General features: G+C 59.2%; 18 protein-coding genes. 7 read left to right on the forward strand and 11 right to left on the reverse strand.

Features of this window, described 5'->3' with window-relative positions:
• Positions 1 to 240 precede the first annotated feature (240 nt).
• Positions 241 to 492, reverse strand: a complete 252-nt coding sequence (locus tag EHO01S_RS05995) for a DinI-like family protein (RefSeq protein ID WP_024523102.1) — start codon at positions 490 to 492, stop codon at positions 241 to 243.
• Positions 493 to 952: 460 nt separating this feature from the next.
• Here EHO01S_RS05995 and cuyB point away from each other — a divergent pair, with 460 nt between their 5' ends.
• Together cuyB and EHO01S_RS06005 are read left to right on the forward strand one after the other, a co-directional pair.
• Positions 953 to 1,672, forward strand: coding sequence for a cysteate racemase (gene cuyB / locus EHO01S_RS06000; RefSeq protein ID WP_024523103.1), 720 nt, complete (start codon positions 953 to 955; stop codon positions 1,670 to 1,672).
• Positions 1,673 to 1,754: 82 nt separating this feature from the next.
• Positions 1,755 to 3,056, forward strand: coding sequence for an anaerobic C4-dicarboxylate transporter (locus EHO01S_RS06005; RefSeq protein WP_024523104.1), 1,302 nt, complete (start codon positions 1,755 to 1,757; stop codon positions 3,054 to 3,056).
• A gap of 48 nt (positions 3,057 to 3,104) precedes the next feature.
• Here EHO01S_RS06005 and hypT read toward each other — a convergent pair whose 3' ends face one another.
• From hypT to EHO01S_RS06025, 4 genes are all read right to left on the reverse strand, one after another.
• A complete protein-coding gene (gene hypT, locus EHO01S_RS06010; protein ID WP_024523105.1) occupies positions 3,105 to 4,022 on the reverse strand; it encodes a hypochlorite stress DNA-binding transcriptional regulator HypT in 918 nt (305 codons plus the stop codon).
• Between the two features lie 113 nt (positions 4,023 to 4,135).
• Positions 4,136 to 4,630, reverse strand: coding sequence for a hypothetical protein (locus EHO01S_RS06015; protein WP_024523106.1), 495 nt, complete (start codon positions 4,628 to 4,630; stop codon positions 4,136 to 4,138).
• A gap of 289 nt (positions 4,631 to 4,919) precedes the next feature.
• Entirely contained in the window at positions 4,920 to 5,573 is a 654-nt protein-coding gene (gene nfsB, locus EHO01S_RS06020; protein ID WP_024523107.1) for an oxygen-insensitive NAD(P)H nitroreductase, read from the reverse strand.
• A gap of 168 nt (positions 5,574 to 5,741) precedes the next feature.
• The gene (locus EHO01S_RS06025; RefSeq protein WP_024523108.1) at positions 5,742 to 6,905 is read right to left on the reverse strand and encodes a serine hydrolase; all 1,164 of its coding nucleotides are present in this window, start codon (positions 6,903 to 6,905) and stop codon (positions 5,742 to 5,744) included.
• A gap of 549 nt (positions 6,906 to 7,454) precedes the next feature.
• Here EHO01S_RS06025 and EHO01S_RS06030 point away from each other — a divergent pair.
• Positions 7,455 to 8,471, forward strand: coding sequence for an SLAC1 anion channel family protein (locus EHO01S_RS06030; protein WP_024523109.1), 1,017 nt, complete (start codon positions 7,455 to 7,457; stop codon positions 8,469 to 8,471).
• A gap of 158 nt (positions 8,472 to 8,629) precedes the next feature.
• On the opposite strand, the gene EHO01S_RS06035 is transcribed toward EHO01S_RS06030, so the two are convergent.
• Positions 8,630 to 13,459 (reverse strand): hemagglutinin repeat-containing protein, encoded by a 4,830-nt coding sequence (locus EHO01S_RS06035; protein ID WP_024523110.1) that lies wholly within the window; start codon positions 13,457 to 13,459, stop codon positions 8,630 to 8,632.
• 42 nt (positions 13,460 to 13,501) lie between these two features.
• Positions 13,502 to 15,181 (reverse strand): ShlB/FhaC/HecB family hemolysin secretion/activation protein, encoded by a 1,680-nt coding sequence (locus EHO01S_RS06040; RefSeq protein ID WP_024523111.1) that lies wholly within the window; start codon positions 15,179 to 15,181, stop codon positions 13,502 to 13,504.
• 553 nt (positions 15,182 to 15,734) lie between these two features.
• Here EHO01S_RS06040 and EHO01S_RS06045 point away from each other — a divergent pair.
• On the forward strand, positions 15,735 to 16,136 hold the full coding sequence (locus EHO01S_RS06045) for a hypothetical protein (RefSeq protein ID WP_024523112.1): 402 nt from the start codon (positions 15,735 to 15,737) through the stop codon (positions 16,134 to 16,136).
• Between the two features lie 89 nt (positions 16,137 to 16,225).
• Here EHO01S_RS06045 and traT read toward each other — a convergent pair whose 3' ends face one another.
• The 4 genes from traT to lsrR form a co-directional block, all read right to left on the reverse strand.
• The gene (gene traT / locus EHO01S_RS06050; protein WP_024523113.1) at positions 16,226 to 16,966 is read right to left on the reverse strand and encodes a complement resistance protein TraT; all 741 of its coding nucleotides are present in this window, start codon (positions 16,964 to 16,966) and stop codon (positions 16,226 to 16,228) included.
• 493 nt (positions 16,967 to 17,459) lie between these two features.
• Entirely contained in the window at positions 17,460 to 17,810 is a 351-nt protein-coding gene (locus tag EHO01S_RS06055; protein ID WP_024523114.1) for a cupin domain-containing protein, read from the reverse strand.
• A gap of 20 nt (positions 17,811 to 17,830) precedes the next feature.
• The gene (lsrK, locus tag EHO01S_RS06060; protein ID WP_024523115.1) at positions 17,831 to 19,423 is read right to left on the reverse strand and encodes an autoinducer-2 kinase; all 1,593 of its coding nucleotides are present in this window, start codon (positions 19,421 to 19,423) and stop codon (positions 17,831 to 17,833) included.
• A 126-nt stretch (positions 19,424 to 19,549) separates the two neighbouring features.
• Positions 19,550 to 20,509, reverse strand: a complete 960-nt coding sequence (lsrR, locus tag EHO01S_RS06065) for a transcriptional regulator LsrR (protein ID WP_370447918.1) — start codon at positions 20,507 to 20,509, stop codon at positions 19,550 to 19,552.
• Between the two features lie 250 nt (positions 20,510 to 20,759).
• Here lsrR and lsrA point away from each other — a divergent pair, with 250 nt between their 5' ends.
• From lsrA to lsrD, 3 genes are read left to right on the forward strand one after another with little or no spacing between them, the layout of a single operon-like run.
• The gene (gene lsrA, locus EHO01S_RS06070) at positions 20,760 to 22,313 is read left to right on the forward strand and encodes an autoinducer 2 ABC transporter ATP-binding protein LsrA (protein WP_024523117.1); all 1,554 of its coding nucleotides are present in this window, start codon (positions 20,760 to 20,762) and stop codon (positions 22,311 to 22,313) included.
• Positions 22,307 to 23,347 carry an autoinducer 2 ABC transporter permease LsrC gene (gene lsrC, locus EHO01S_RS06075; RefSeq protein WP_024523118.1) on the forward strand — a complete coding sequence of 347 codons (1,041 nt, stop codon included), beginning with the start codon at positions 22,307 to 22,309 and terminating at the stop codon, positions 23,345 to 23,347. The genes lsrA and lsrC overlap by 7 nt, the downstream gene beginning before the upstream one ends.
• Complete coding sequence (gene lsrD, locus EHO01S_RS06080) at positions 23,344 to 24,345, forward strand: autoinducer 2 ABC transporter permease LsrD (RefSeq protein ID WP_115314560.1); 1,002 nt, start codon at positions 23,344 to 23,346, stop codon at positions 24,343 to 24,345. Before lsrC ends, lsrD begins: the two co-directional genes overlap by 4 nt.
• The last annotated feature ends 13 nt before the right edge of the window (positions 24,346 to 24,358 follow it).

The following is a 24,358-nucleotide window of genomic DNA, read 5'->3' on the forward strand; positions in this document are numbered from 1 at the left end:
AGCAGGGCAGCAGGGCAGCAAGGCAGCAAGGCAGCAAGGCAGCAAGGCAGCAAGGCAGCAAGGCAGCAAGGCAGCAAGGCAGCAAGGCAGCAGAGTTAACTCGGCAACAACAGGAAAAAAGAGACTAATCAGCGGGATAAGAGGAAATAACCGCGAGGCGAGCGGCGGTAGACATGCCACGACTCGCGGCTACACTGCGTCAAGAGCGCTAGCACAGCGCCGCTCCCAACGCGTGAGTGATTATGACTGAGTCCGCCAATGACCATTTTGCCGGACATCTTGCTGTAACTCATGCAGTACGATGCGAACTTCGTCGTTATCGCGGAAACCACTGGCGCTAAAGGTAGTCTCGCCGCAGTCATGCACGATCAATACCTGGCTCTCCGGATAGACCTCTTTCACCCGCGCCTCTAGCTCTGCGACATAAGCCTGATACTGATGTGGCGACAACGGCGCAATGCTGGCATCGGCGATACTGATTTTAATATCCATGACAGATTCCTCGATAAGGATAAGGATGGTGAATAGGTCGTTGTTGAGTGTAAAAGCTCCCCTAGCACAATGCAATTCATTCATCCTGTTACGCATCAGCATGATTTTATTCCCTGTTCCCTGACGATGGGCGGCGCGGCTCGCCCGGGTTCACGGCGAACATACGCGGGACAAGACCAGCTAACTTATGCATGATTTGCATTATCAAACTATTCTGCGCATTGCTGCGCTCTATCCCTTAGACAATAAAACCCTTTCAAAATAGCATCATTACTGACAACCTCATCAAACCGCCAAATCCACTCACACCAAATTATGCATTTTACGCATTATCTATCGCATTATTGCATTTCCGATCCCTCATCACTCCGTCGACACTGAATAGCAAGGTGCCGCAGCGCACCGTGACGATTCAACAGACAGCCTAAGCAACATACTTAGCCAACCCGGGGGAACCAAGGTGAAAGGGTTAATTGGTGTATTGGGCGGCATGGGACCGGCCGCCACCGCAGATCTCTTCAATAAATTCATCACCTTTAGCAACGCGCGCAGCGATCAGCAGCATATTCCGCTGCTGATCTCCTCGATACCGGATATCCCGGATCGTACGGCCGCGTTGATGCAGTCGGGCCGCTCGCCCTTACCGGAGATGTGTGACTACTTGCAACGCCTGGAGCAAGCGGGGGCCGAGTGCATCGTCATCCCCTGCAATACCGCTCACTTCTGGTTCAAGGAGCTGCGTCAATCGTGTCATGTCGAACTGCTCAACATCGTGGAGGCGACGCTGGAAGAGGTCTGTGCCAGCGGTCAGCAGCAGATTGGTCTGCTGGCGACCGATGCCACGTTGTACATGGGGCTGTATCAGCAGGCCATCGAGGCGCGGGGCCTGTGCTGTATCCGCCCCGATAAGCCGGGACAAGAGCAGGTGATGGCCAGTATTTACGCCCTGAAGGCGGGCGACGCGGCGCGCGCCCGCGCCATGATGGAGCAGCAGGCGGCCGCGCTGTTCGCGCGCGGCGCCCAACTGATCGTACTGGGGTGCACCGAGGTGCCGGTGATCCTGGCCGAGGCGATGCAGGCGCAACCGACGCGTTACATCGAATCGACCGGGGCCCTGGTCCGTGCCGGCATCCGCTGGTACGAACAACGCGTAGGCAGGGAGCTTCTGCTGACGCAATAACGCATCCGGCGTCGGCGGCGCCGACCCGTTTCTTCTCGCTTTGTGTCGTTTAATGGCAATTGACTGCCTCTGGAGGCCTTTTATGGTATGGCTGGAAATCATCGTGGTGCTTGGCGCCATCTTCTTCGGGATCCGCATGGGCGGGATCGGCATCGGCTTATGCGGCGGTTTGGGATTGGCGATCCTGACCCTCGGCTTCGGCCTGCCCATCGGTTCGGCCCCGGTTGACGTCATCCTGATCATCATGACCGTGGTGGTCGCTGCCTCGGCGCTCCAAGCCGCGGGCGGGATGGACTATCTGGTGCGGCTCGCCGGGACGTTCATGCGCCGTAATCCTAAATATATCAATATCATCGCTCCGATCATCACCTGGTCGATGACCATTATGGCCGGCACCGGCTTCATCGTCTTCTCGACCCTGCCGGTGATCGCCGAAGTGGCGAAAGACTCCGGCATTCGCCCCTCACGCACCCTGGCAGGCTCCGTCGTCGCCTCCCAGATCGCCATCTCCGGCTCGCCAATCAGTGCCGCCATGGCCGCCATGTTGACTATCATGGAAGGCAATGGCGTCACCTTCATCCAGGTGATGGCCGTCTGCTTACCCGCCTCATTCGTCGCCGCCATGGTGGCCGCGCTGATCGCCTCACGCCAAGGCTGCGAATTGCAAGACGACGAGGTATACCTGGAGCGCCTCCAGAAAGGATTGGTACGCAAGTATCAGGAGAAACAAAACGTCGACACCCCGCAAGCCAAGCGCTCGGTCGTCCTGTTCCTGTTGGCGACGGTCGCCATCGTGATCTTGGCCGCCTTCCCGCAATTGCGCCCGGGCTTCGACATCGGCAAACCGATGGGAACCCGTGACATCATCATCATCTGCATGCTCTCTTGCACCTGCCTGATGGTGCCATTCTGTAAGACCAATGGCGACGCCATCGTCATAACCCCAACCTTCCGTTCCGGGATGAGTTCACTGGCGGTGATCCTGGGTATCGTGACGCTGGGCACCACCTTCGTCGATGCCCACATGGATCAAATCAAGTTCATCGCCGGCGACGTCCTACGCGCCTATCCGATGCTGCTAGCGTTGGTGCTATTCCTCACCTGTGCCCTGCTCTACTCGCAGGGGGCCACCACACCGTTAATCATCCCGCTGGCCGTCGCGCTCGACATGCCGACCTGGGCCATCCTGGCTTCCTACGTCGCCGTGACTGGTGTCTTCGTCCTGCCGACTTACCCGACCTCGCTGGCGGCGATGGAGTTTGACACCACCGGCACCACCCGCGTCGGTAAATACATCCTGAATCATCCCTTCATGCTACCGGGACTGGGCGGCATCGTCGCCGGTGTCGCCTTCGGCTTCCTCATCGCCCCGCTGGTGGTCTAATCCCCTCCGCCGTCCACTCGGCACCGCCCCTGCCATACGGCAGGGGTGTTACCCCTCCTGAGGCGTAAACTGTTGGCGCAACGCCTGCCAGAAACGCTCCACGCTTTGGCTCATGCGCGTATCCAGACGATAAGCGTAAGCGTCGATGGGAATCAGCAGGGCATGCTCATCGAGCGCCACCAAGCGTCCCTGCGCCAACTCCTGACGGATACCGTAGCCCGGTAGCCAGGCGATCCCCGAACCATCCAGCGCCACCTGCTTCAACAACTCACTCATCGAGGAGACAAAGACCGTACGGAAGGCCAAGGCGGGGTGACGCGCCAAGAGGCGGTTCACCTGACGCCCCATGTAAGAGTTGGCGTTGTAGTTAAGCAATGGCGCATCGGCCTGATCCAGACGGTACAATGGGGCGCCGTGCGCATCGGCGGCGCAGACCGGAAAGAGCTGCGAAGAGAAAAGATGAATATGGGCAAACGGGGTCTGCAACAGGTTATCGTCGTGGTAGCAGAAGATAAAATCGCTCTTCCCCTCACGCAGGGTATCGACCGCCCGATCGACGTCGATCGCCTCGACGGTATAGCTAAACTGCGCCGGCAAGGTCTTCACCAATGAAGGCAACAACCCCAGGGAGAGTGAGTGCGCCGCCGCGATGGTGATGCGTTGCTGCGCCGGATCGCCACCGGAGCGTAACTCCGCGAGGTTGCTTTCCATCTGTTGCAACAGGTTACGCACCTGCGAGTGGAAGATCTTACCCTGTGCCGTCAGTTGCAGCGGCGCCACGGCGCGATCGAACAATACCACACCGCAGGCCTGCTCTAATGCCTGGATACGGCGGCTAAAGGCTGACTGCGAGACGTTACGCCGCAAGGCGGCCTGCGAGAAATTGCGGCACGCCTCCAGCATCAAAAAGTCATACAGCCATTTGGTTTCAATATTATGCGCCTGTCCATCGCCTCCCCGCTCCATCTTCGCCACTCTCCCTCGTCTCGCCTATGGTGCGCGCCAGTATAGCGCACTCCGTTACGTGTGCGGAGAGTGGCGCGCCCGATAAGCGCGCAACCGCTCAAGCGTTGTAGCGCTTAGCCCTCGGCCAACCAGGTACGGATGATCTGGCCGAGCTCAGCCACATCGTTGTACAGGTGATCGTCGCCCGCCACGCAGCGACACTGCGCACGGTCGCCCATCAGCTGTGCCAGCGCCTGATAGCTGCCGAACGGATCTGCCTCCTGCTGGATGATCAACAGCGGCTGTCGCTCGGCCAACGCCTGCAATGCCTGGCGCTGCTGGGCGTTATAGAGGGACAGCGCCACACCGATAAATACCATGCGCCGCGCCTGTAGCGCCGGCGTCAATACGCAGGCCAGTGTGCCGATGGATTTGGACAGTAGCAGATCATACTGCCCCTGCGGCATATGCGTCAGCTCCGCCTGGAGATCGAATGCCGCCTGCGGCTGTTGCCAGGCGGTGAAACGGTGTACCTGTAACGTCAGCGTAGGCAGATGCAGCGACTCGGCGACCTGGGTGATCCAGGCTTGGGTGGCGGGCACTTTGCCCGGAATGGCGATAACGTTCATTAATCTTCCCCTTACTGAAGGCTCCGCCCCCGCCGCCAGCGGCGGGAGGATTGGTGTTATCGTTATAACGCGATTGCGCGCGCCTGTCCCGCCATGCCCGGGGTTCGGCAGTCAAAAAACACAGGGGCTAAAACGTCATCTCAGGCTTACAGCACGCGGCACGGCGGCCGTTGGGGCGGGTATCCCGCAACGCCGCGCGGGCGTAACGGGCAGAGCAGCAAGACGCAGCGCGCTAACGGCTACGTCCCCCGCAGGAAGACGTAGCCCGCTTTGCTCACCGCTCAGGACATCAGCATTCGGTCAAAATCTCGGACAGCGGCAGACGCGACTTGGGCAGGGCGGCATTAAAGTCGTCCGCACGGCGATACCCCAGCGCTACCAGCACCACACTGGTCAATCCCTGGCGCGGCAAATCAAACTCGGCATCGAGCAGCGCGCTGTCGAACCCTTCGATCGGTACCGCATCAAGCCCCAACGCGGCCACCCCGAGCAGGAAGTTACCCACGTTGAGGTAAACCTGCTTAGCCATCCACTGCCCGGCATCCTGTAACTGGTCTCGGTGCATATAGGCGAAATAGGCGCGCCCCTTATGCTGCGTCTCCATCGCCTGCGGATTGGCGAAACGGCCATCGGCCTGCTCTTGGTGCAATAGATGTTGCAGGTAGGCTTCGTCGATATCGGTCTTGGCGCAGAACGCCACGACATGTGAGGCGTCATGAATTTTATGCTGGTTAAAGGCATAAACCCCCGCCGTCGCCCGAGCGATGCGTGCCTTCCCCTCGGCACTGCCGGCCAGAATAAAATGCCAGGGCTGAGAGTTGGTGCTGGAGGGACTCAAACGCAGCAACGCCTTAACGCGGTCGAGATCCGCACTGCTGATTCTTTTCTCGGCGTCGAACGCCTTGGTGGAATAACGGGATAACGCCGTGGAAATGATATCCATCGTGACACTCCTGATTAAACGAATACTGGCCCGGCACGCGGGGTGACGTCAGACTAGCCTGTTTGCGTCATCGCCAGCAAGGACAATCCGGGCGTAACAGCGGCAACCATACGCCATGCCAACCAAACGCAGAAGCTTCCCACCGCGCCGGTTTGGCGGCGGTGGCGCTTAGCCTATCTTGATCGCAATATAATCTTCTAAACGCGAGAACCAGCCGGCCTCCGCGACCGGCGTCAGGGTACGCAACGCATAGCTGCCGATGCGCTTCCCGTCATACAGGTAGTTCACGCGGCCGACCACCTGGCCGCGTGCCAACGGCGCCTCGAGATAATCCTGGTTGAGGGTGTAGTCGACTTTGACATCACGCAGTTCGCCCTTGGGTAAGGTGTAGTAGATGTTCTGCGGATTACCCAGCGCGACCGTCTTCTGCTGACCATACCAGACCTGCTGGCGCGTGATCGCCCGATCGCGCGCCACCAGTTGAACCGTCTCGAAATTACGCTCGCCCCACTGCAACAGTTTCTTGGCCTGAACCTCGCGTCCGCGGCTGCTATCGGCGCCCATCACCACGGCGATCAGGCGCTGACCACGTGCGTCGATGCTGGAAGCGACCAGATTAAAGCCAGCGCTGGCGGTATGACCGGTCTTCATGCCGTCGACATGCAGATCCTGATCCCACAACAAGCCGTTGCGGTTATTCTGTGTCACCCCGTTCCAACTCAGGCTCTTTTCCGCGTAGAAGTGATAGTAGGGCTGTTCATGGGTGATGATGGCCCGCGCCAGCAGCGCCAGATCGCGCGCGCTGCTGTACTGACCCGGCGCGTCCAGGCCATGCACCGTCTCGAAATGGGTGTTTTGTAGGTGCAACTGCTGCACATAGCCATTCATCTGACGGACGAAGTCCGCCTGATCGCCACTGACATAGTCGGCCAAGGCGACACAGGCATCGTTACCCGAATCGATGATGATCCCGCGGATCAGATCGCTCACGCTGGCCTTATCGCCCGGCTTCAAAAACATCAGCGAAGACCCCTTAAAGCTGGGATTACGCGTCGCCCAGGCATCGTTACCGATCGGCACCTGATCGCGCAACCCGATCCGCCCCTGATCCAACGCACGCTCTACCACATAATTGGTCATCAGCTTAGTGAGGCTGGCGGGATTACGCCGGGCGTCGGGATTCCCCTGTGCCAGGATCTGTCCGGTCTGGGCATCCATCAATACCCAAGAGGCGGCATCGATATGGGGCGGAACCAGCGGAAAAGCGCTCTGCGCCTGGGCGGTGCCGGCCAAAAGCAGGAGGGCCAGCGGGATCTTGGCTGCTGTATTCAAAACACGGCCTCATAATTTAAGTTGAGAGTTATGCAACGGCGGGTGCCGCATTCGGCGCGACTATTCTTAACAAAAGCGGCACGGCATAGCGTCAACAAGTGTAAAAAAAATAATTCAGCCGATGTTATTTGTAATGAAAACCCCGGATACCAATACAAAATGCCAAAAGTGCCGAAAAAATAGTCGCAACTCCCCGCGAGCAGGACGCGAAGCAGAGACGGCGTGTCGCGCTGTGCGTGCGGCACAAGCCTGGCGCGAGAAGCCCCACTGGCAATGAGGTTAGGCGACGGAGCGGCCGCCGCTGATCATTGACTCGCACGGTTACTCAGAGGCAAGGCCCCCGCTCGCCCGCCGCGACGCCCAGGAGCAGCGGTAGGTTGGCCGTGCGGTTGCTCTCAGCAGTGTATTTATTGGCAAACAGGCGAAATAATCCGCATTATGAGGACTATCGAACCTCCCCCTCGCCGCTCGGCCGCTGCCTGCCGCGCGCCTGACTCACACGCGGCGACAGGCGGGATGCCCACAATCATAATGATGCTGGAGTGCATGATGGCCAAGACAGACGAGACCCTGCGCGCACTGGGCGCACCGATCACCACCATGCGGCGCAGCCAGCTGGATTACCTCCCCATTGCGCTATTCGGCAGTGTGATGGGGATGGCTGGACTGGCCGCCGCCTGGCAACTGGCTGGCCAACTATATGGTTTTCCACGCTGGCCGGCCCAGGTCATCGGTTTGCTGGCCCTGCTCATCTTCGCCGTCTTGAGTGTGGCCTACCTGATCAAAGCCATCAGCGGTCCGGCCGCCGTCTTGGCCGAATTTCGCCATCCGATCGCCGGCAACCTGTTCGCCACCCCCTTGATCAGCCTGTTGTTATTGCCGCTGATCGTGGTCGACTACAGTCTCATCTGGGCACGGATACTCTGGGTCATCGGCGCCGGCGGCATGCTGTGGTTTGCCTGGTATCGCCTGACACGCTGGATCGCCCAACGCCAGCAGACGGCGCATGCGACCCCGGCTTGGATGGTTCCGGTCGTCGGGTTGATCGATCTGCCCTTAGCCATGCCCGCCCTGCATCTGGAGGGCTATACGCAGCTCATGCTGTTCGCCCTGGCCGTCGGGCTCTTCTTTGCCGTGCCGCTGTTTACCCTGATCCTCGCCCGCCTGATGTTTGAAGCCCCGTTAGCCCCCCCTCTCCAGCCGTCGTTGCTGATCCTGCTGGCGCCCTTCTCTGTCGGCGTCTCCGCCTATGCCACCACCTTCGGCCAATGGGATCACGTCGCCGACGCCTTGTACATGCTGATGCTGTTTATGCTGAGTGTGTTGATGTTACGCCTCCGAACACTCGCGCGTACCTGTCCCTTCCGGCTGTCATGGTGGGCGGTTGGCTTTCCGCTGGCCTCTAGCGTAGGGAGCGCCCTGCGTTACGCCACGCATCACCCCCATCCCGTAAGCCATGCTATCGCGCTGGTGCTGCTGGCCGGCGTTTCCCTGCTGCTGCTCTGGCTGCTGTTCGCCACGTTACACGCTAGCCTGCGCGGCCAGCTACGCGCCCTGGCGGGTTAGCGCCACCTCAGCGTAAAAAGCCGCTGGCGCTCACGCCCCCTGTGCTGGGGCGCTCGCCATCCGACCAAGCCCGTTGCGAGCCCCGCCAACAGACGCGGGTCGGGGCAATCAAAAACGGCGGCCTAGCGGCCGCCGTCGTCGAGTCGCGATGCTGGCGTTTAGGGTTTACTACGCAGCGCGCTGTGGCTGTCGGCCTGACGGCTGTCGAGCGAGACACTCAGCGGCAGCGCCCCCTTCGTCACCAGCTTATTCACCACCCCAGTCAGCCCGCCGACACTCAATGGCACCTCGCCCTGACCACTGCCCTGATAACGGTGCCCGACCAGATCCTGCTGCACCACGCGGCTCCCATTCAGGTTGAGCTCTCCCTCCGAGCTCTCGATCAACGCGCCGGTCAGGTGGGTATCGCCGCCGATCTGTAGATCAACCCCTTGCCGCCCCGAGAGCGCGGACTGCTGCGCGACCGCCTGATTGTCCACCCGCTTGCCGTCGACATGCAGATTCCCCTGGGCGCCCGGCGCACCGATCAGCGAGGACTTCACCCCATTGCCGACGCTACGCGCCGCCCGATCCCAAAGCGCACCTTTCGGCTTCTCACCGCTCAACGTCTCCGGCAGAGTCACCCGCTCGTTGGCCTTATTGAAACTGACGCTACCACGGGTGTCCTGGCGCGTGTCCACGCGACGTACCACACGGTTATAGCCCTCCGTCACCTTGTCACTGGCCCGATCGATAGCCCCTTCCAGCTTATCCTGCACCTTCTGCGCCAGATGTGGCGTGGCGATCTTCGACAGCTTCGCCGTCTTGCTCGCCTCCTCATCGTTGCTATGCCCGAAAGTCAACCCAGCGTTGACTTGGCTGGCGTGCTCGCTGTCCTGACGGCTCTCCAGATGCAGATCACCGCCGATCTGGCCCGTGATGCGCTCGCCCTCGATACGCGCACCAGCCAGTCGCGTATCATCGTGGCTAGACAAGGTCACCTGCCCGGCCTGGATCTGCGTGTTGTGTTGCGTCGTCTGATCTTGCTGATCCACGTTAACCTTCAGCCCGCTATTCAGGGTATGGCGCTGCTGACGTGTCGCCGGATCGGTTTGTCCCTGCCCATCCTTATTCTCGCTCTGGCGGGCGGATAGACTCCCGGTCGCCTCAAAGCCCCAGTTATTTTTCTCCTGGCTATCCCTGGCCGATTCAAGCACGATACCGCCCTGCGAGGCACGCAGTGTCACCGCCTCGCCCTTGACCTGGCTGCCTTGCAGGTGCAACGCATCACTATCCGCGCCATCGGCGCTCAGGGTGACATGTGCCCCACTGATGCGCCCGCCCTGCGCCGTGCTCTGCTGTTCATGCTGCATCGTCACGCTAGCCTTGCCCCCCAGGTTACCGTGCCGGCTCTTACTGTCGCCGCTGCTGCTGCGACCGCCACCGCCACTCAGCGCACCCGACCACACGCTGCCCTGCTGTTGACGCTGCGCGTCGGCCTGACGCAGATCTAAACGATCCGCCGCTCGCAGGGTGACATCCCCCTGACTGTCTACCTGAGCGCCCTGTAGGGTCAGCGTACCGCCGCTCGCCAGGGTGACGCCACCGCCGGCACGGATCGAGGCGCCATGTGCCTGCGTGTTGCTCTGCTGGCCATTATCCTGCCCGCCGCCCAACGCCGCGCTGCCGCTATTCATGTCGCCGCTGGCGCGCGCATGGGCGTCGAAGCCTTGGTGACGAGTGCAGTGGCTATCCGTGGCCTGCGTGATAGACAAATCGCCGCCACTGTGGATCTGCGTCTTACCTTGGCCGCCATCCAACACCGTCCCCTGATAATTCCCCGCCTGGCTCAGACGAATGTCGATGCCCGATTGCGCCTGGATCGCCCCGCTCTGGGCCTGGGAGTGCTGCTCCTCACGGCTACGCTTCTCCCCTTGGCCGTTGGCGGCTACACCGATATCCTTACCGGTGGTGGTATAAACCCGTAGGTTAGCCCCCCCTTTGACCTCTTCCTGCTGGAGGCGGCGGCTATCGCTCGCCGCCTCGAAGCGATGGCTAGCCGCCTGCAACGTCATGCCCCCCGTCTCGGCGCGGTATTGTGTGCCGCGATCATGGAGCGTATCGCGCGCCGCGACTTCGATGGCGCCGGCCTGAATCTGAGTCGTCTTGGCGCGGCTCTCACTACGGCTTTCCCTCTGCGTCCCCCCGTTGGCGGCGATATCCAGCCCCAGGTTCGGTTTGCCCACCTTACCCACCTCATCGATGACGCCATTGGCATCTAGCTGCCCCGCCTTCTGCGCCGCACCGGCTAGCGGACGGGTTAGCGCGCTATAGTTCACGTTGGCGCCCACCTCGGCATCGACGCGTGTGCTTTGACTGCGGCTGCTGGCGCGATCTTGAGCCTCCAGGTGCGCTACTTGGTTGGCCTGCTCGCGATAGCGCCCTCCCACCTGATGACGCGCGCCTTGCTGAGTCAGCGTCCCCTGCGCGCTGATGGTCAAGTTTCCCTTAACCTCACTGCTGCTGCCCTGCGCTCGTGCCTGGCTACGCTGGGTATCGCTAGCGCTATAGTGCCCCTCGTAGCCGCCACCCGCCTTATCTATCCCGGCGGTATAATAGAGGCCGCCGCCCGCCGTCTGCGTCTGACTATGGCTCTGCTGGCTATCTTCGGCGCTCAAAAACGCCACGTTCTTGCCCCGGATCTGGGCATCACCCGTGTTAGCCTGTAGCCGTGAACCGGTAAATTGCACATCTTCGCCCGCCGTCACCGTCACGCTGCCGCCCTGAACTTGACTGCCTCGCTGGGTCACGCTCTGGCTCGTCTCCTGCTGGGCCGTATGTTCGAGTCCCAGGCCGACGCGGTACTGCTTGTCACCCTGTTTTTTGGCGTAAGCGCTGGCATGCAGCGAGGTGCGCTGTTCGTCACGGCTATCGACGCCCGCCGCCGCCTTGACATCGACGCGTCCCCCTGCATTCAGGTCCAGGTGTCCGCCTCCCACCACCTGGCTACCCTGTAGCTGAATATCGCCCGCGCTTTGTATTTGGAGATTCACCTGCGATGCCAGCTGGCTCCCGCGCAACTGCTCATGGCTCTCCTGACGCTGCGAGGAGGCGGTGGTGATGTTGAAGGCACCGCCGCGCCGGTGGTTGTCCTGCTCGTGCGTCGTATTCACCACCCGATCGATCACCACGTTCCCTTGGCGCGCTTGTACCACGCCACCGCGTCCTCCCTGGGCGCGGCTGCCGCTGATCGTCACCCCCTGATCGCCGCTGATCGTCAGCGTACCGCCGCTCTCGATCTCACTGGCATGGCTACGCTGCTGGCGGCGATGGGCGTCTCGCTCTCCGCCGCCACCGATACCGCCCCAGTAGGTATGGTTATCGATCTCACTCTTACGATGCGCGACATTCTGCGCCGCCAGCGTCACCTTACCCGCCGCCGCGATCCCGACATCGTTAACGGCTCGGATCTGTGCCGCCTGCGCGTTCAGGTTGCCCTGCGCCTGCACCCCCGCATCATGGCCGGCACGCAGAGTGACCTGACGTAAGCGCTCTTCACTACTGTTCTGCTGCCAATGGCCGCTGTTCAGGCTGGCGCCCTCGTTACGCTTATAGCCCGTCAGTTGGCTTTCATCGTGCTCACGTACGCCGCGTAATGCGATGTCGCCCTGCGCCTGGAGGCGCAGATCCTGTCCGGCGTTCACCTCGCCGCCCTCCAGACGTAAATCGCCACGCGTGGCGCTGATCGTGACATGGTGGCGTGCCTCGATGCGGCCGGTCTGTGCCTGTTGTTGGCTGCTACGCCGGGTCTCATCGTGTTGCCAGGAGTAAAACCAGCGATTATCACGCAGCTCCTGGTGCTGGGTCAGGAGCTGGCCGTCCAGCACGACCTCCCCGCCCTGGATCGTCACCTCGTCACCACGCAGATCGGTGGCGGTCAGATGGTTGCTATCTGCGGCCAACAGCGTCAAGTTTTTACCGCTGATCACCGTACGTCGGTACCCCTGCTCCTGCTGGCGATCACGCACGTCAATTCCACCACGGTAATTCTGATAGTTGTCCTTGCCGCTGCTGTGCGTATCGCGCTGCGTGAGGGTCCCTTCGGCGCGCAACGTCTTCGCGTGTAATGCCACATCGCCGCCCAGCAACTGAGCCGACTGTAGCGCCAGGCGATCCTTGGCCTCGACCGAAATGGCCTTCTCCGCTTGGAGACGCCCTGCCAGTTTCACGCCGCTGCCCTCGGCGGTATTAATAATGCGGATCCGCCCGGCCTGCATGCTGCCCAGGTAGTAGCTGTCCAACGCCATCTCGTTGGGCGTCGCCGTGATCTGGCTCAGATCGCGCGTCACCCGGTTGTTACCGCTGATGGCGTTGATAGCCCCGGCACGTACGGTGCCGTTGCTCTCAATTCGCGGCGCGACCAGATCCAGCACGCTGTCACTGCTCCCCCCCGCCGCCCCGACTTGCAACAGATTGTGATTATTCAAGGTAGAATAGGCACGTAACATCCCCCCTTCGATCAAGGGATTACCCACGACCAGCGAGGAGCGGGTGGTATTGATAAAACCACAGCCATCGCAGGTAATCCCGTTGGGGTTGGCTAAGACATAGTCCGCCGCCATGCCAAATACCTCCTGCTGTCCGAGCAACAGTGAGGGGTTACGGCTGATCACCTCGTTAAGGATCACGCTGGCGCTGTGCCCGTGCAGGTTCGGGTTGGCGGCCAGTTGCCCGGCCAGTTGTGACTGGCCGGCGTTCAGCGCGTTATTGAACACCGCACCGGGGCGATTAACGTTAAAGTCCTGATACTGGTTATGGGAGAGCCCCTGATCCGTCGGTTTAACGATATTGACCACCTGGGCACCGTTCGGCGCAGTCGCCACCCCCGGCCCCAATGCCCCGCCGTCCGCGACGATACCCGTAGCGAAACTGCTACCGGCGGCGAAAGCGATGGCGATAATGGTCGCCAAACGTCCCGCCGAAGAGAGTTTAAAATGTTGATGTGCCATAGAGGTTACCTCATATCGGTGCCCTGCGACGCCGAAAAGGGGTTAAAAGGAATAGGAAAATTGCGTCAGTAATTGGGTCGATTGACCCGGGAAATAGTTATTAGAAAGCGCCCGCGCGCGCCCGACCTCAATGTCAAGCTGCGCGGACGTCACCGCCAGCGTCACGCCCGCCACGGCGCCGACGCCACTCTGCCATCCCTGATGACCGGTATTGGCGCGTACCCGGCCGACATCCACGCCAATGCGCGGCGTCAGGGTCAACGCACGCCAGGTTAACGGACGTGACAGGGTGTTCTGCCAATACCAGCCGTTATCCGCCGACAGGGTGCCGCGCTTAAACCCACGCACCGCACTGCGCTCCGTCAGGCTAATCCATTCGACGCCCGGCAACGCGTCCCGACTGTATTGCCCGTACCATTGGCTCGTGAAGCGGTAGTCCGCGGCACACAAGGCGAAACGCTGAGTCCAGGAGGCCGCCAACTTCAGCTTGGTGTACTGCGCCTCGGCGCCGGTACGTAAGCGCCCACGATCGGCGCCCAACAAGCGCAGCCCTCGCTCCAGACTGAGATTTGCCGTCGCCACGCCATTCGGCAAGACATGCAGATGGTTGATGCCGAACTCCGCCACGCTCAGCGTCGGGCTGCTGACCTGCAATAGGTCATCTTGTAGATAGTTACGGATACGCTTCGCGCTCAGTTGGACGCCCAGCGTGTTGATTTGCCGCTGGCTACGTTGCATCACCCGATCGACACGCAGGCCATATTGACTGGAGTGCCCGTCTAAACGAATGCGGGTATGCAGCAACGGCTGATACAGCAGATAATGCGAAAAGCTGGCGAATCCGCTGAAGGTCAGCGCACCGTAAGGCAATGAATAAAAAAGCAGGTAGCTTCGGCTGTAACGCGTCGCGGGTTGGGCTAGCGTCGAAGAGACGCTCAAGCTGGCGAAATCGGATAGTCCCAAGGGACTATCCAGCGTCGCACTACCGTGCGCCAGCCACTCGCCGGTGCCCTGCTGACCGGCGTTATCCAGCGAGACATTCACCTGCCAGGGACGAGTGCGCCGGTTATACAGGCGAATAACCGAGCCGCCGATGTGCTCACCGGGTAGGATATCCATGCTGACGTGGTTCGAGCGCAGGCGGTTAGCCTGATCCAATCCCTGATCCAGATCGCGTAAGCGCAGCGGCTTGCCGCTCAGGCCAGGGAACAGCCAACGCCGATTTACTCCCCAATCCCCCCCCTCGATACGCTCGATATAGCCCTCGGTCACCCGCACGCCTAGCTCGCCGCGTGCATTGGGACGCAGGAACTGTACCCGCGCCGTGATATAGCCTTTATCCAGGTACAAGGCGGTGAGTTGCTTGGCGAGCCGGTTAACATCACGGCTACGGATGCACTGCATCGGCAAGGCGTCCAATGCGGCGAGATCGCGTAAAGACAGCAGACTAATCCCGGTTAAATAGACCCCGCTGATCGGCAGGCAAGCGTCGACGTCTCGTAATTGATCCGCCGCGAAGGCGGGTGGAGCGGTCTGCTTTGGTTTGGCGAGGCGTTGCAGCGCCTGCTGCTCCAGCAACGTATTCCATTCCCGCGTACTGTTTTGTAATGCGCGGCGCGACTCATCGGTCGGTGTCAGATCCCAGTGAGAGCTCGCCCCCACACTGCTTGTTACGCCCCAGAGCGTCATCCCTAGCAGTCTACAAATGAAAGCCTTACTCATCTTATCCCCCGGGCTATCGCAATCAGTCGGTGGAATTATCGTTATCTTTCCTCGGCGCTCATGGCTAAAAAAGCAGCGTAAAGTTAATCCTTGCTAATCTTTTTTAAGGTTAATCTTTATTTGTAATATAAATCAACATAAATCTAATCAAATTGATAATTTCCAGCGCATCCCTCCGCGTATATATCAAACAGCGCCGGAGAGTCATCCTCAAGCAATGGATTGCGTTCAAATAATGAATAATCTCTAATTTGACTTATTGCTGCTACGCCATAGCGCATGGCGCGCTAAATCTACTGGCGTATTATTTTTAGCGACGCCGTTTTCCCTATCAATACAGTAAAATAAGAACCTCTCGCTATCCTGCTAATGAGGCCTAACCGCCCCGCTGAGAATAGCGCGCGCCCTTGCCAACCTCGCACCACGGAAACGCCATGACACCAATGTGATATAAGCAGAGGTAACCCTATAAAGGATGCGCTAATCTTGTTAGCAGACCAATGACGCACAGCGTCATCAGACCAGTATCTTCATATTCTCAAGGAGAGTTCCCATGGTTCAGTCCGCAACGCTAACAGCCCCCGAAATAAATAGCCAACAGGCTAGCGATGCCGCATCGGCCATCGTGCTGAGGGTGGTGGATCGCGATGACGCCCTCAATCTTATGCGTACCTTGGTATTCCCGGTCAGCGAAACCCGTGAGCAAGTAAGCCAGGTCTTACGGCGTAACCCACACATTATCGAAGCGTGGCTACATGACTTTAATCGCGGCTTTGCCGAAAACCAACAGTGCTGGTTCGACCAACATATTCTGGTGGTGCCGCATGTGCGGGAAAACCTCCCGGTGGTACAGAGCCAACTGGCGCAACTGCTAGGGTCGCTTCAACTCTGTTACCGTCCCGGCGCCATCGTCCCCTTGCCGCAATGGATCGATATGATGGAACTGCGCGCCTAACTCAGCGCACCACGAGAGAAAACATCACGCCCCGCCGCCAACGGCGGGGCGTTGTGTTATTACACGCCCCCGCTAACAGACAACAACACTTACAGAATAGCGGCGATGGAATTCGCCAACTGCGCTTCGAGCACCGGCTCGGCTTGGTCAAACTTCAGGTTAACCTGGTTGGCGCTAGAGACGATACGCGTCTGATAACGTTGCTGATTACCGCCTTGCAGACGGCTGGTCTGGATCTTCGCGCCGGAGGTGCCCTGACGCAGCGCCGCCACGTTGTCGGTCTGAACCTTGGCCGTCGTGCGCTCGGCGATCTGCACGTCCGTCACCATGGTGTAGTTGACGTCTTCAACCATCGCATCCGCCGCCAAACCGATCAACCCCGCCGCTAAGCCAACCCCCAGGGTCGCCCCTGCGGAGGAGGTATTATAGGCCGCTACCCCCGCGCCCAAGGCCGCGCCCATTGCGGCTCCCTGGTAGCCTTGATTTAACAGCCCCTGCGCCTCACGCAGATCCATACGATCGGCGCGCAGTACGTTGGCCTGCACCCAGTAATAGGCGCTATCGGGATTACTTACCAACTGATATCCCTTGGCCTGAATCGCCTGCGCAATACGCGCCTGTAAATCGCTCAAGGGTTTATCGGAGGTATTTTTCACCTGAAGATAAACGGTTTTCTGGTTGGACGGCTCCAGCCAAATCGTCTCGCTCATCTGGGTCTTTACCTCCAAATTGCGTTTTTTGATGGCGGTCGTCATCGCCCCACAACCGGACAGCAGCAGACAGGCCGCGACCAAGGCGACAACAGCAGTATTCTTATAGTGGCGTTGCATGATAAATAGATTCTCGCAGAGGTAAATAAAACCCATCCACGGCCTGCCGCCGTGGTATTAAAAAGAGCGGCGATTATAGAAAGTAGATTTATTTCAATGCAAATCGAGTGACAAAAAATGTGCATGAATCAGGAGTATTCTGAGATAAATCTAAATCGATATTAAACGAGCCAGATAAATTTTTTTACGATATGACTTCGGCCCATGCGCCGCGCTTAACGCGCCGCACCACTCAATTACCCATAAAGAGTTACGCCCCTGCATTGCGTAAAACCGGCCATCATTCGCTTCATTTTGTATAACCAGAGGAGTCACCTCATGAAGAGCGGATGGCATTACCCGACACCTGCCGGGAAATAGCCGACGACCGAGCCGCGAAAAATGGGCTCCCTGCGGTTAAACCAGGCCACACCGGAATGGGAGCGGATTAACGCCTGTCCGAGCCATACCCACGCCAAGCGTGGGTAGAGCTCATGCGACGCCGTCGCGCGTCTCACCAGGCGGGCGGCTCGGCGGGATGGCTATCGTTGAGACGATGTGGCGACTTGATAAACACCCCCTTCCACGGTTGATCCCCCCGGTTCACCAAGAAGTGGGCCTCGCCCGGCTCACACTGCAACACATCGCCGGGGCGCAACAGATGGGGCTCTCCTTCCAAATAGAGGCAGACCTCGCCGCTGAGGGTATAAAAAATCTCACACGATGCCTGATGGCGATGGTTGGGAAAAGACTGCCCTGGTTGTAACATGACCACACCCATATCGCACTGTGGGCCACGGATCAGGTATTTGGGCCCGCTATCGCCGAAACGGTACTCATGGCACTGCTCGTTACTCTTCTGCATCATCCGTCTCCTCTCGCCGTTCACAACCCTGGTGCTTTCCACAACGAGGTAGTGAGCCCCTCATCCACCAGCCCGCGCTGATCTCGATAGATAGCCTGCCAGGTCTGGCACGCCTGCTGGTAGAGCGCGTAATGCTGTGCATTGGGTTGATGCTCACGCTCCCAGCGCACCAACGCCTCCCCAGTCTCTGCCAGTGAGGGGTAGACCCCTGCACCGACCCCGGCGGCAATGGCGCAGCCTAAGGCGGTCGCTTCTTTCACCACCGGAACACGCACCGGCAAGCCGGTGACATCCGCCAAAATCTGGCTCCAAAGCCGCCCTTTCGCCCCCCCACCGGCAAAGACCAATGCCTCGGCCCGTACCCCAGAGAAATCGGCGATTTGCTGTAGATTACAGGCGGAGACGATGGCGGCATTCTCCTCTAACGCCCGAAATAGGGTCGCTTTATTACATTTTTCCGCATCGATACTCAGATTAATAAAAGAGGGCGCCGCGTGATACCAGCGCTTAAAACGCATCACATCGGAGAAAATCGGCATAACACCATAGGCGCCGGCGGGCACGCGGCAGGCCATCTCCTCCAGCAATGTATAAGCATCCACGCCCAAACGCTCGGCAATCAATTTTTCTTCGGCACAGAAAGCATCGCGAAACCAACGCATTGTCAGCCCGGTAAAAAAGCTGATGGATTCACTCTGCACCATGCCGGGGATCACATGAGGATTGATACGAACATTCATATTGGGATCGATCAGCGGCTGCGGCATATTAACCACTTGCTGCCAGAAGGTTCCCCCGAGCACCGCTGTCTGCGCGGGACGTACAACGCCCAGACCGAGGCAACCGAGTTGCACATCGCCGCCGCCGACGATCACCGGGGTGCCCGGTCGTAGACCGCACTGTGCGGCGGCTGACACCGTGACACCGCCTAATGGCGTGCCACTTTCCCGCACCGGCGACAAAATATCGGCGCGGAGCCCGGCCATCTGCAACAGGCTCGGCTGCCAATCGCGCGTTTGCAGATCCAATAACCCCGTCGTCCCAGCGTTCGAAGGGTCGACGGCCAGTTCGCCACTCAGCATATAGGCCAGCCAGTCGCTGATCATCGTGATCGTCGAGGCACGGCGGTAGATATCGCCACGATGATGGGCCAGCCATAGCAGGCGAGGAATGGCGCTCAATGCCAGCGTTTGTCCGGAGCAGTGATAGACCTCGCTTTCAAAGCTATTATCGTGCAACTCCTTGAGTTCACTGACCTCGTGCGCGGCACGCGCATCGACGTTGGCACAAGCCCAGATGGCCTCCCCTTGCGCGTCATAAATCACGATGCCCTCACGCATTGAACACGCGGCGATCGCGATGATCGCCTGGGGTGCCAGTCCCGCGACATGAAGCGCCTGGCGTATACACTGACAAGCCAATTGCCAATTATGCGCCAGATCGAACTCCATCGATCCGGGCACATCAGGCAGCGCCAGATGACGCCATTCGGCCTGCCCCACGGCGACTTGATTACCCTGGCGATCAAAAATGACTGCCCTGATGCTACCGGTGCCTGCATCCAGCGCCATCAGGTAGCCTCTCGCTTCCGTCTCGGTTCCACATCGCGCCATCATGTTCATCCTCGGCTTATGATTAAAGTCAGTTCACTGCACTACATCTCCCGCTTATTCACTCAACATCTCGCGCTACCGGCGGTAGGCGACCCCACACGCCGATGTCTATCACGAGGACTTCGGTTATGCCGCTAAGGCCAATATGCGGGCGGCGGTCTCCTGATCCGTAACCAACCCATTGATATATCCCCCTTTCATTGCCGCCATGATCGCCTCGGCTTTATCGACACCGCCGGCGACCCCGATCACCTGTGGGATGGTCGAGAGCGCTGCCAGACTCAATCCGATCAGCTCATCATGAATGGGCATATTGGCAATAATCTTTCCTTCATTATCAAAGAAATAGCCTAAGATATCGCCCACGGCGGATTGGCGGCCAATCAGCAGTTGCTCTCCGGCAGTGATATAACCGGCACGCAGGATCGTCGCCTGTTCCTTCTGATTGATGGCGCCGATGCCGACGACCGCGGCATCAGCCGCTTGCGCTGTCAACATGACATCTTTCACACTGTTTTCGTTATGCAGCGTCCGCGCGATCGCCGCAGAGGAGGCCCGCAAGGGCGCCGGAATGATGCTGACGCTACAGGCGGCATCCAACTGCCCGATCCCCGTCATGTAGGGGCCAACGCCACCGGAAAGTGTCACGAGGCGGATCTGGCGAGCAGAAATAAAACCACTCAACCGCTTCAAGGTATTCATGGTCGCTTCGCCAAACCCCACCGCTAACAATTGTTGCGGTTGCAGCGTCTCCATCAACATATGCGCCGCCCCGATACCTAAACGCCCACGCGTCTCCGCGCCAGGTAATGCGGGCAAAACGCGCACGCGTTGTAGCGCGAAACGCTGGCGCAACGCATCCTCATACTCGAGACAACCGGCGAAGCGGGAGTTGATCTGGACACGAATGATGCCGCTTTGATGCCCCTTTTCCAGCAGACGGGAGACCTTTAACCGTGTTAACCCCAGACGCTCGCTGATCTCGCTCTGCGTCAAGCCATCGTGATAATAGAACCAAGCGATGCGCGCCACCTGCTCCTCTTCGCACATCCCACCTTCCAGTATCCCGCTTTCATTCGTCATCATCATTTCGCTTCACATTGAACATTTACACATATCAAACACAATTGTTCATTTTGTCGAGGGGAATAACTGTGATTATAGCCACAGTTCAACGCCAACAATGAACAGATTACTTACAAAAAATCATTTCTTCATAAAACGTGATCCCGGTGATGGTTTTATCGCCACCCGTTGACTAAGGTTATGAACAATTATTTTTCATAAAAACATTTGTTCAATTCTAACGCCCGCACTGCGGATGAACGGAGGCAACATGCCTAGTGAGCACCCGGCGACTCCTCCCTTGCTTTGCACCCGCAATATCTGCAAAAGCTATTCGGGAGTCGATGTCTTAAAAGGCGTCGATTTTACGCTGCAACGCGGTGAGGTTCATGCCTTACTCGGTGGCAATGGTGCGGGGAAGTCGACCTTGATGAAAGTGATTGCCGGCATTATCACCGCCGATACCGGTAGCATTGAGATCGATGGTCATCCCTGTGGTACGCTCACGCCGGCGACAGCTCACCAATGGGGGATCTATCTCGTTCCCCAGGAGCCGTTGCTCTTCCCCAGCCTCTCGGTACAGGAAAACATTCTATTCGGCCTGCGTGGACCCGGTTTAGCCGCGAAAATGGCCCGCCTCCTCGCTGCGCTAGGCTGCCAGCTCGATCCCAAAAGCCTAGCCGGGACGCTGGATGTTGCCGACCGACAGATGGTCGAGATCCTGCGTGGTCTGATGCGCGACTCACGCATCCTGATCCTCGATGAGCCTACGGCTTCTCTGACGCCAGCCGAAAGCGAACGCCTGTTCACGTTGTTGCATGAGCTGTTACGACAGCAGGTAGGCATGGTGTTTATCTCTCATAAGTTGCCCGAAATCCGCCGTCTAGCACAACGCATCAGTGTTATGCGCGACGGGGTCATTGCCCTTAGCGACACCACGGCCAAGCTAAGTGACGACGCCATCATTCACGCAATGACGCCCAGCGTGCGCGGCACCCAGCGCGCTGCCGAGCAGCGGCTATGGTTGGAGCTGCCAGGACATCGCCCACATACACCGCCAGGCAGTACGGTGTTAACGGTCGAAGATCTTAGCGGCGAAGGCTTTAGGCAAGTGACGCTGACAGTACAAGCCGGCGAGATCTTAGGGCTGGCAGGACTAGTCGGTTCTGGACGCAGTGAGCTCGCCGAGACTCTGTACGGTATTCGCGCCGCCACGGCGGGCGAAATCTACCTTCTCGGTGAGGCCATCGGTAGCTTGAACTGCCGCCAACGTCTGGCGCGCGGTATCGTCTATCTGCCAGAGGATCGTCAATCCTCCGGTTTGTATCAGGATGCCTCACTGGCATGGAATGTCTGTGCCTTGACGCATAACGCGCGTGGCTTCTGGGCCAAGCCACGACGTGATGAGGCCATTCTCGAACGTTATCGACGCGCGCTCGATATCCGCTTGTCCTCGCCACAGCAAGCGGCGCGCACTCTCTCTGGCGGCAACCAGCAGAAGCTGCTGATCGCCAAGTGCCTGGAGGCCGCACCGACGCTACTCATCGTCGATGAGCCTACCCGTGGCGTGGATGTCAATGCCCGCCAAGATATCTACCAACTGCTCCGCAGCGTCGCACAACAGAATGTCGCGCTGTTGTTTATCTCCTCCGATCTGGAGGAGATCGAGCAGCTAGCCGATCGGGTATATGTGATGCATCAAGGCTCACTCTATCCCGAGGCCTTGTGCGGGGCGGATATCAACGCTGAAAACATCATGCAAGCCGCTTTTGGTCAAGCGCCAGATAACCGCGCCCGGCAAGATGCGCAGGAGGCCGTATGTTGAGACTGATCCAAACCAATCGCGAGTTGACCGCGCTGTTGGCCGTGTTATTGCTTTTCTTGTCGCCCGGCATGTTCGATCGCAGTTACCTCTCGCTGTCCACCCTGGGGATGATCTTCAATAGCGCACAAATCCTGATGCTGCTCGCCATCGGCGCGACGCTGGTCATGCTCACCCGCAATATCGATGTCTCCGTCGGTTCAATCACCGGAATGTGCGCGGTGCTGCTCGGCCTCACACTCAACGCTGGCTATAGCCTGCCTCTCGCCTGCCTCCTCACGCTCTTACTGGGCGCCACGGCAGGCTGTTTCAACGGTATGTTGGTTGCCTGGCTGAAAATCCCGGCGATTGTCGCCACCCTGGGAACCCTCGGACTGTATCGCGGCATCATGTTGTTGTGGACCGGGGGAAAATGGATCGAAGGGTTACCCGCCGGATTAAAGCAGCTCTCCGTCCCTGGGTTATTCGGTATTTCCCCGCTCGGTTGGCTGACCCTGATTCTGATGGCGCTCATCGCTATCTGGCTGGCCAAGACCCCATCGGGCCGCAGCCTCTACGCGACCGGTGACAATCTTCAGGGTGCGCGCCAACTCGGCATCGCGACGGAGCGAATACGTATCCTCGCCTTTACCCTCAACGGTGTCATGGCGGCACTCGCCGGGATCGTCTTTGCCTCACAGATCGGCTTCATCCCGAATCAAACCGGAACCGGGCTGGAGATGAAGGCAATCGCCGCCTGTGTGCTGGGCGGGATCAGCCTATTGGGCGGTTCGGGTAGCATTGTCGGCGCACTGCTCGGCGCCTATTTCCTCACCCAAATCGACAGCGTACTGGTGTTATTACGCATCCCTGCTTGGTGGAACGATTTTATCGCGGGCTTGGTGCTACTTGCCGTATTGGTCTTCGATGGCCGCCTACGCCAGGCATTAGCGAAAAATCTGCGTCGGCAAAAATACGCCCGCTTCCTGCCGTCCGCTGCAAGTGCACATTCCCCGCGCTCGACGCCGCAAGCTAATGATAAGAAGGAGGCCGCATGATGCAGCGCTGGCAACGTTATGGTTGGGAGGGGGCGCTGGCCGTCCTACTCATCCTCGAACTACTCGCCTTTGGGCTGATCAATCCACGCATGCTGGATCTGAATGTCTTATTGTTTAGCACCAGTGACTTCATCTGTATCGGGATCGTCGCCCTACCGCTCACCCTGGTCATTGTCAGCGGCGGTATCGATATCTCCTTCGGCGCCACCATCGGCCTATGCGCCATCGCACTAGGGGTGTTATTCCAAGCCGGGGTGCCGCTTCCCCTCGCCATTCTGTTCACGCTGCTACTCGGCGGGGCATGCGGCCTGCTCAACGCTGGATTAATCCTCTATACCGGCGTTAATCCGCTAGTGATCACGCTGGGAACCATGTATCTGTACGCCGGCAGCGCACTGTTGCTGTCAGGGATCGCTGGCGCAACCGGCTACGAAGGGATCGGCGGTTTCCCCAGCACCTTCACCGATTTTGCCAACTTGGCCCCGATCGGTCTGCCGTTACCGTTGCTTCTGTTTCTGTGCTGTGTGCTGTTCTTCGCTCTGCTACTTCACCGCACCCACTTTGGTCGCAATGTGTACCTATTCGGCCAAAGCCAGCGCGTCACCCAATATAACGCCATCGCCATTCAACCAACGCTCTATACGTTATATGGCCTGACCGGGTTGGCCTCCGCCATTGCCGCCGTACTGCTGGTCTCCTATTTCGGCTCCGCGCGCTCAGATCTCGGCAATGCCTTCTTGATGCCGGCGATCACCGCCGTCGTTTTGGGGGGAGCCAATATCTACGGCGGCGCTGGCTCCATCATCGGCACCGCCATCGCCGCGCTACTGGTCGGTTATCTACAGCAAGGGTTGCAGATGGCCGGTGTCCCCAATCAGATCTCCAGCGCGCTCGCCGGCGCGTTGCTCATTGTTGTTGTCGTTGGTCGCTCCCTCAGCCTACATCGCCATCAGATCCGTGCCTGGATCGTGCGCTGGCGTACCGTACGGCAAGGTTAATGTTCCGTGGCAA

Origin of the sequence: Edwardsiella hoshinae NBRC 105699 = ATCC 33379, assembly GCF_000474215.1 — a bacterium.
In the GTDB taxonomy this organism is placed as follows: Bacteria; Pseudomonadota; Gammaproteobacteria; order Enterobacterales; family Enterobacteriaceae; genus Edwardsiella; species Edwardsiella hoshinae.

Coding starts and splice junctions, on each gene's coding strand:
- EHO01S_RS05995 (WP_024523102.1), bottom strand. CDS start 492: ATGGATATTAAAATCAGTATCGCCGATGCCAGCATTGCGCCGTTGTCG.
- EHO01S_RS06005 (WP_024523104.1), top strand. CDS start 1,755: ATGGTATGGCTGGAAATCATCGTGGTGCTTGGCGCCATCTTCTTCGGG.
- hypT (WP_024523105.1), bottom strand. CDS start 4,022: ATGGAGCGGGGAGGCGATGGACAGGCGCATAATATTGAAACCAAATGG.
- EHO01S_RS06015 (WP_024523106.1), bottom strand. CDS start 4,630: ATGAACGTTATCGCCATTCCGGGCAAAGTGCCCGCCACCCAAGCCTGG.
- nfsB (WP_024523107.1), bottom strand. CDS start 5,573: ATGGATATCATTTCCACGGCGTTATCCCGTTATTCCACCAAGGCGTTC.
- EHO01S_RS06030 (WP_024523109.1), top strand. CDS start 7,455: ATGGCCAAGACAGACGAGACCCTGCGCGCACTGGGCGCACCGATCACC.
- EHO01S_RS06035 (WP_024523110.1), bottom strand. CDS start 13,459: ATGGCACATCAACATTTTAAACTCTCTTCGGCGGGACGTTTGGCGACC.
- EHO01S_RS06040 (WP_024523111.1), bottom strand. CDS start 15,181: ATGAGTAAGGCTTTCATTTGTAGACTGCTAGGGATGACGCTCTGGGGC.
- EHO01S_RS06045 (WP_024523112.1), top strand. CDS start 15,735: ATGGTTCAGTCCGCAACGCTAACAGCCCCCGAAATAAATAGCCAACAG.
- traT (WP_024523113.1), bottom strand. CDS start 16,966: ATGCAACGCCACTATAAGAATACTGCTGTTGTCGCCTTGGTCGCGGCC.
- EHO01S_RS06055 (WP_024523114.1), bottom strand. CDS start 17,810: ATGCAGAAGAGTAACGAGCAGTGCCATGAGTACCGTTTCGGCGATAGC.
- lsrK (WP_024523115.1), bottom strand. CDS start 19,423: ATGGCGCGATGTGGAACCGAGACGGAAGCGAGAGGCTACCTGATGGCG.
- lsrR (WP_370447918.1), bottom strand. CDS start 20,509: ATGATGACGAATGAAAGCGGGATACTGGAAGGTGGGATGTGCGAAGAG.
- lsrA (WP_024523117.1), top strand. CDS start 20,760: ATGCCTAGTGAGCACCCGGCGACTCCTCCCTTGCTTTGCACCCGCAAT.
- lsrC (WP_024523118.1), top strand. CDS start 22,307: ATGTTGAGACTGATCCAAACCAATCGCGAGTTGACCGCGCTGTTGGCC.
- lsrD (WP_115314560.1), top strand. CDS start 23,344: ATGATGCAGCGCTGGCAACGTTATGGTTGGGAGGGGGCGCTGGCCGTC.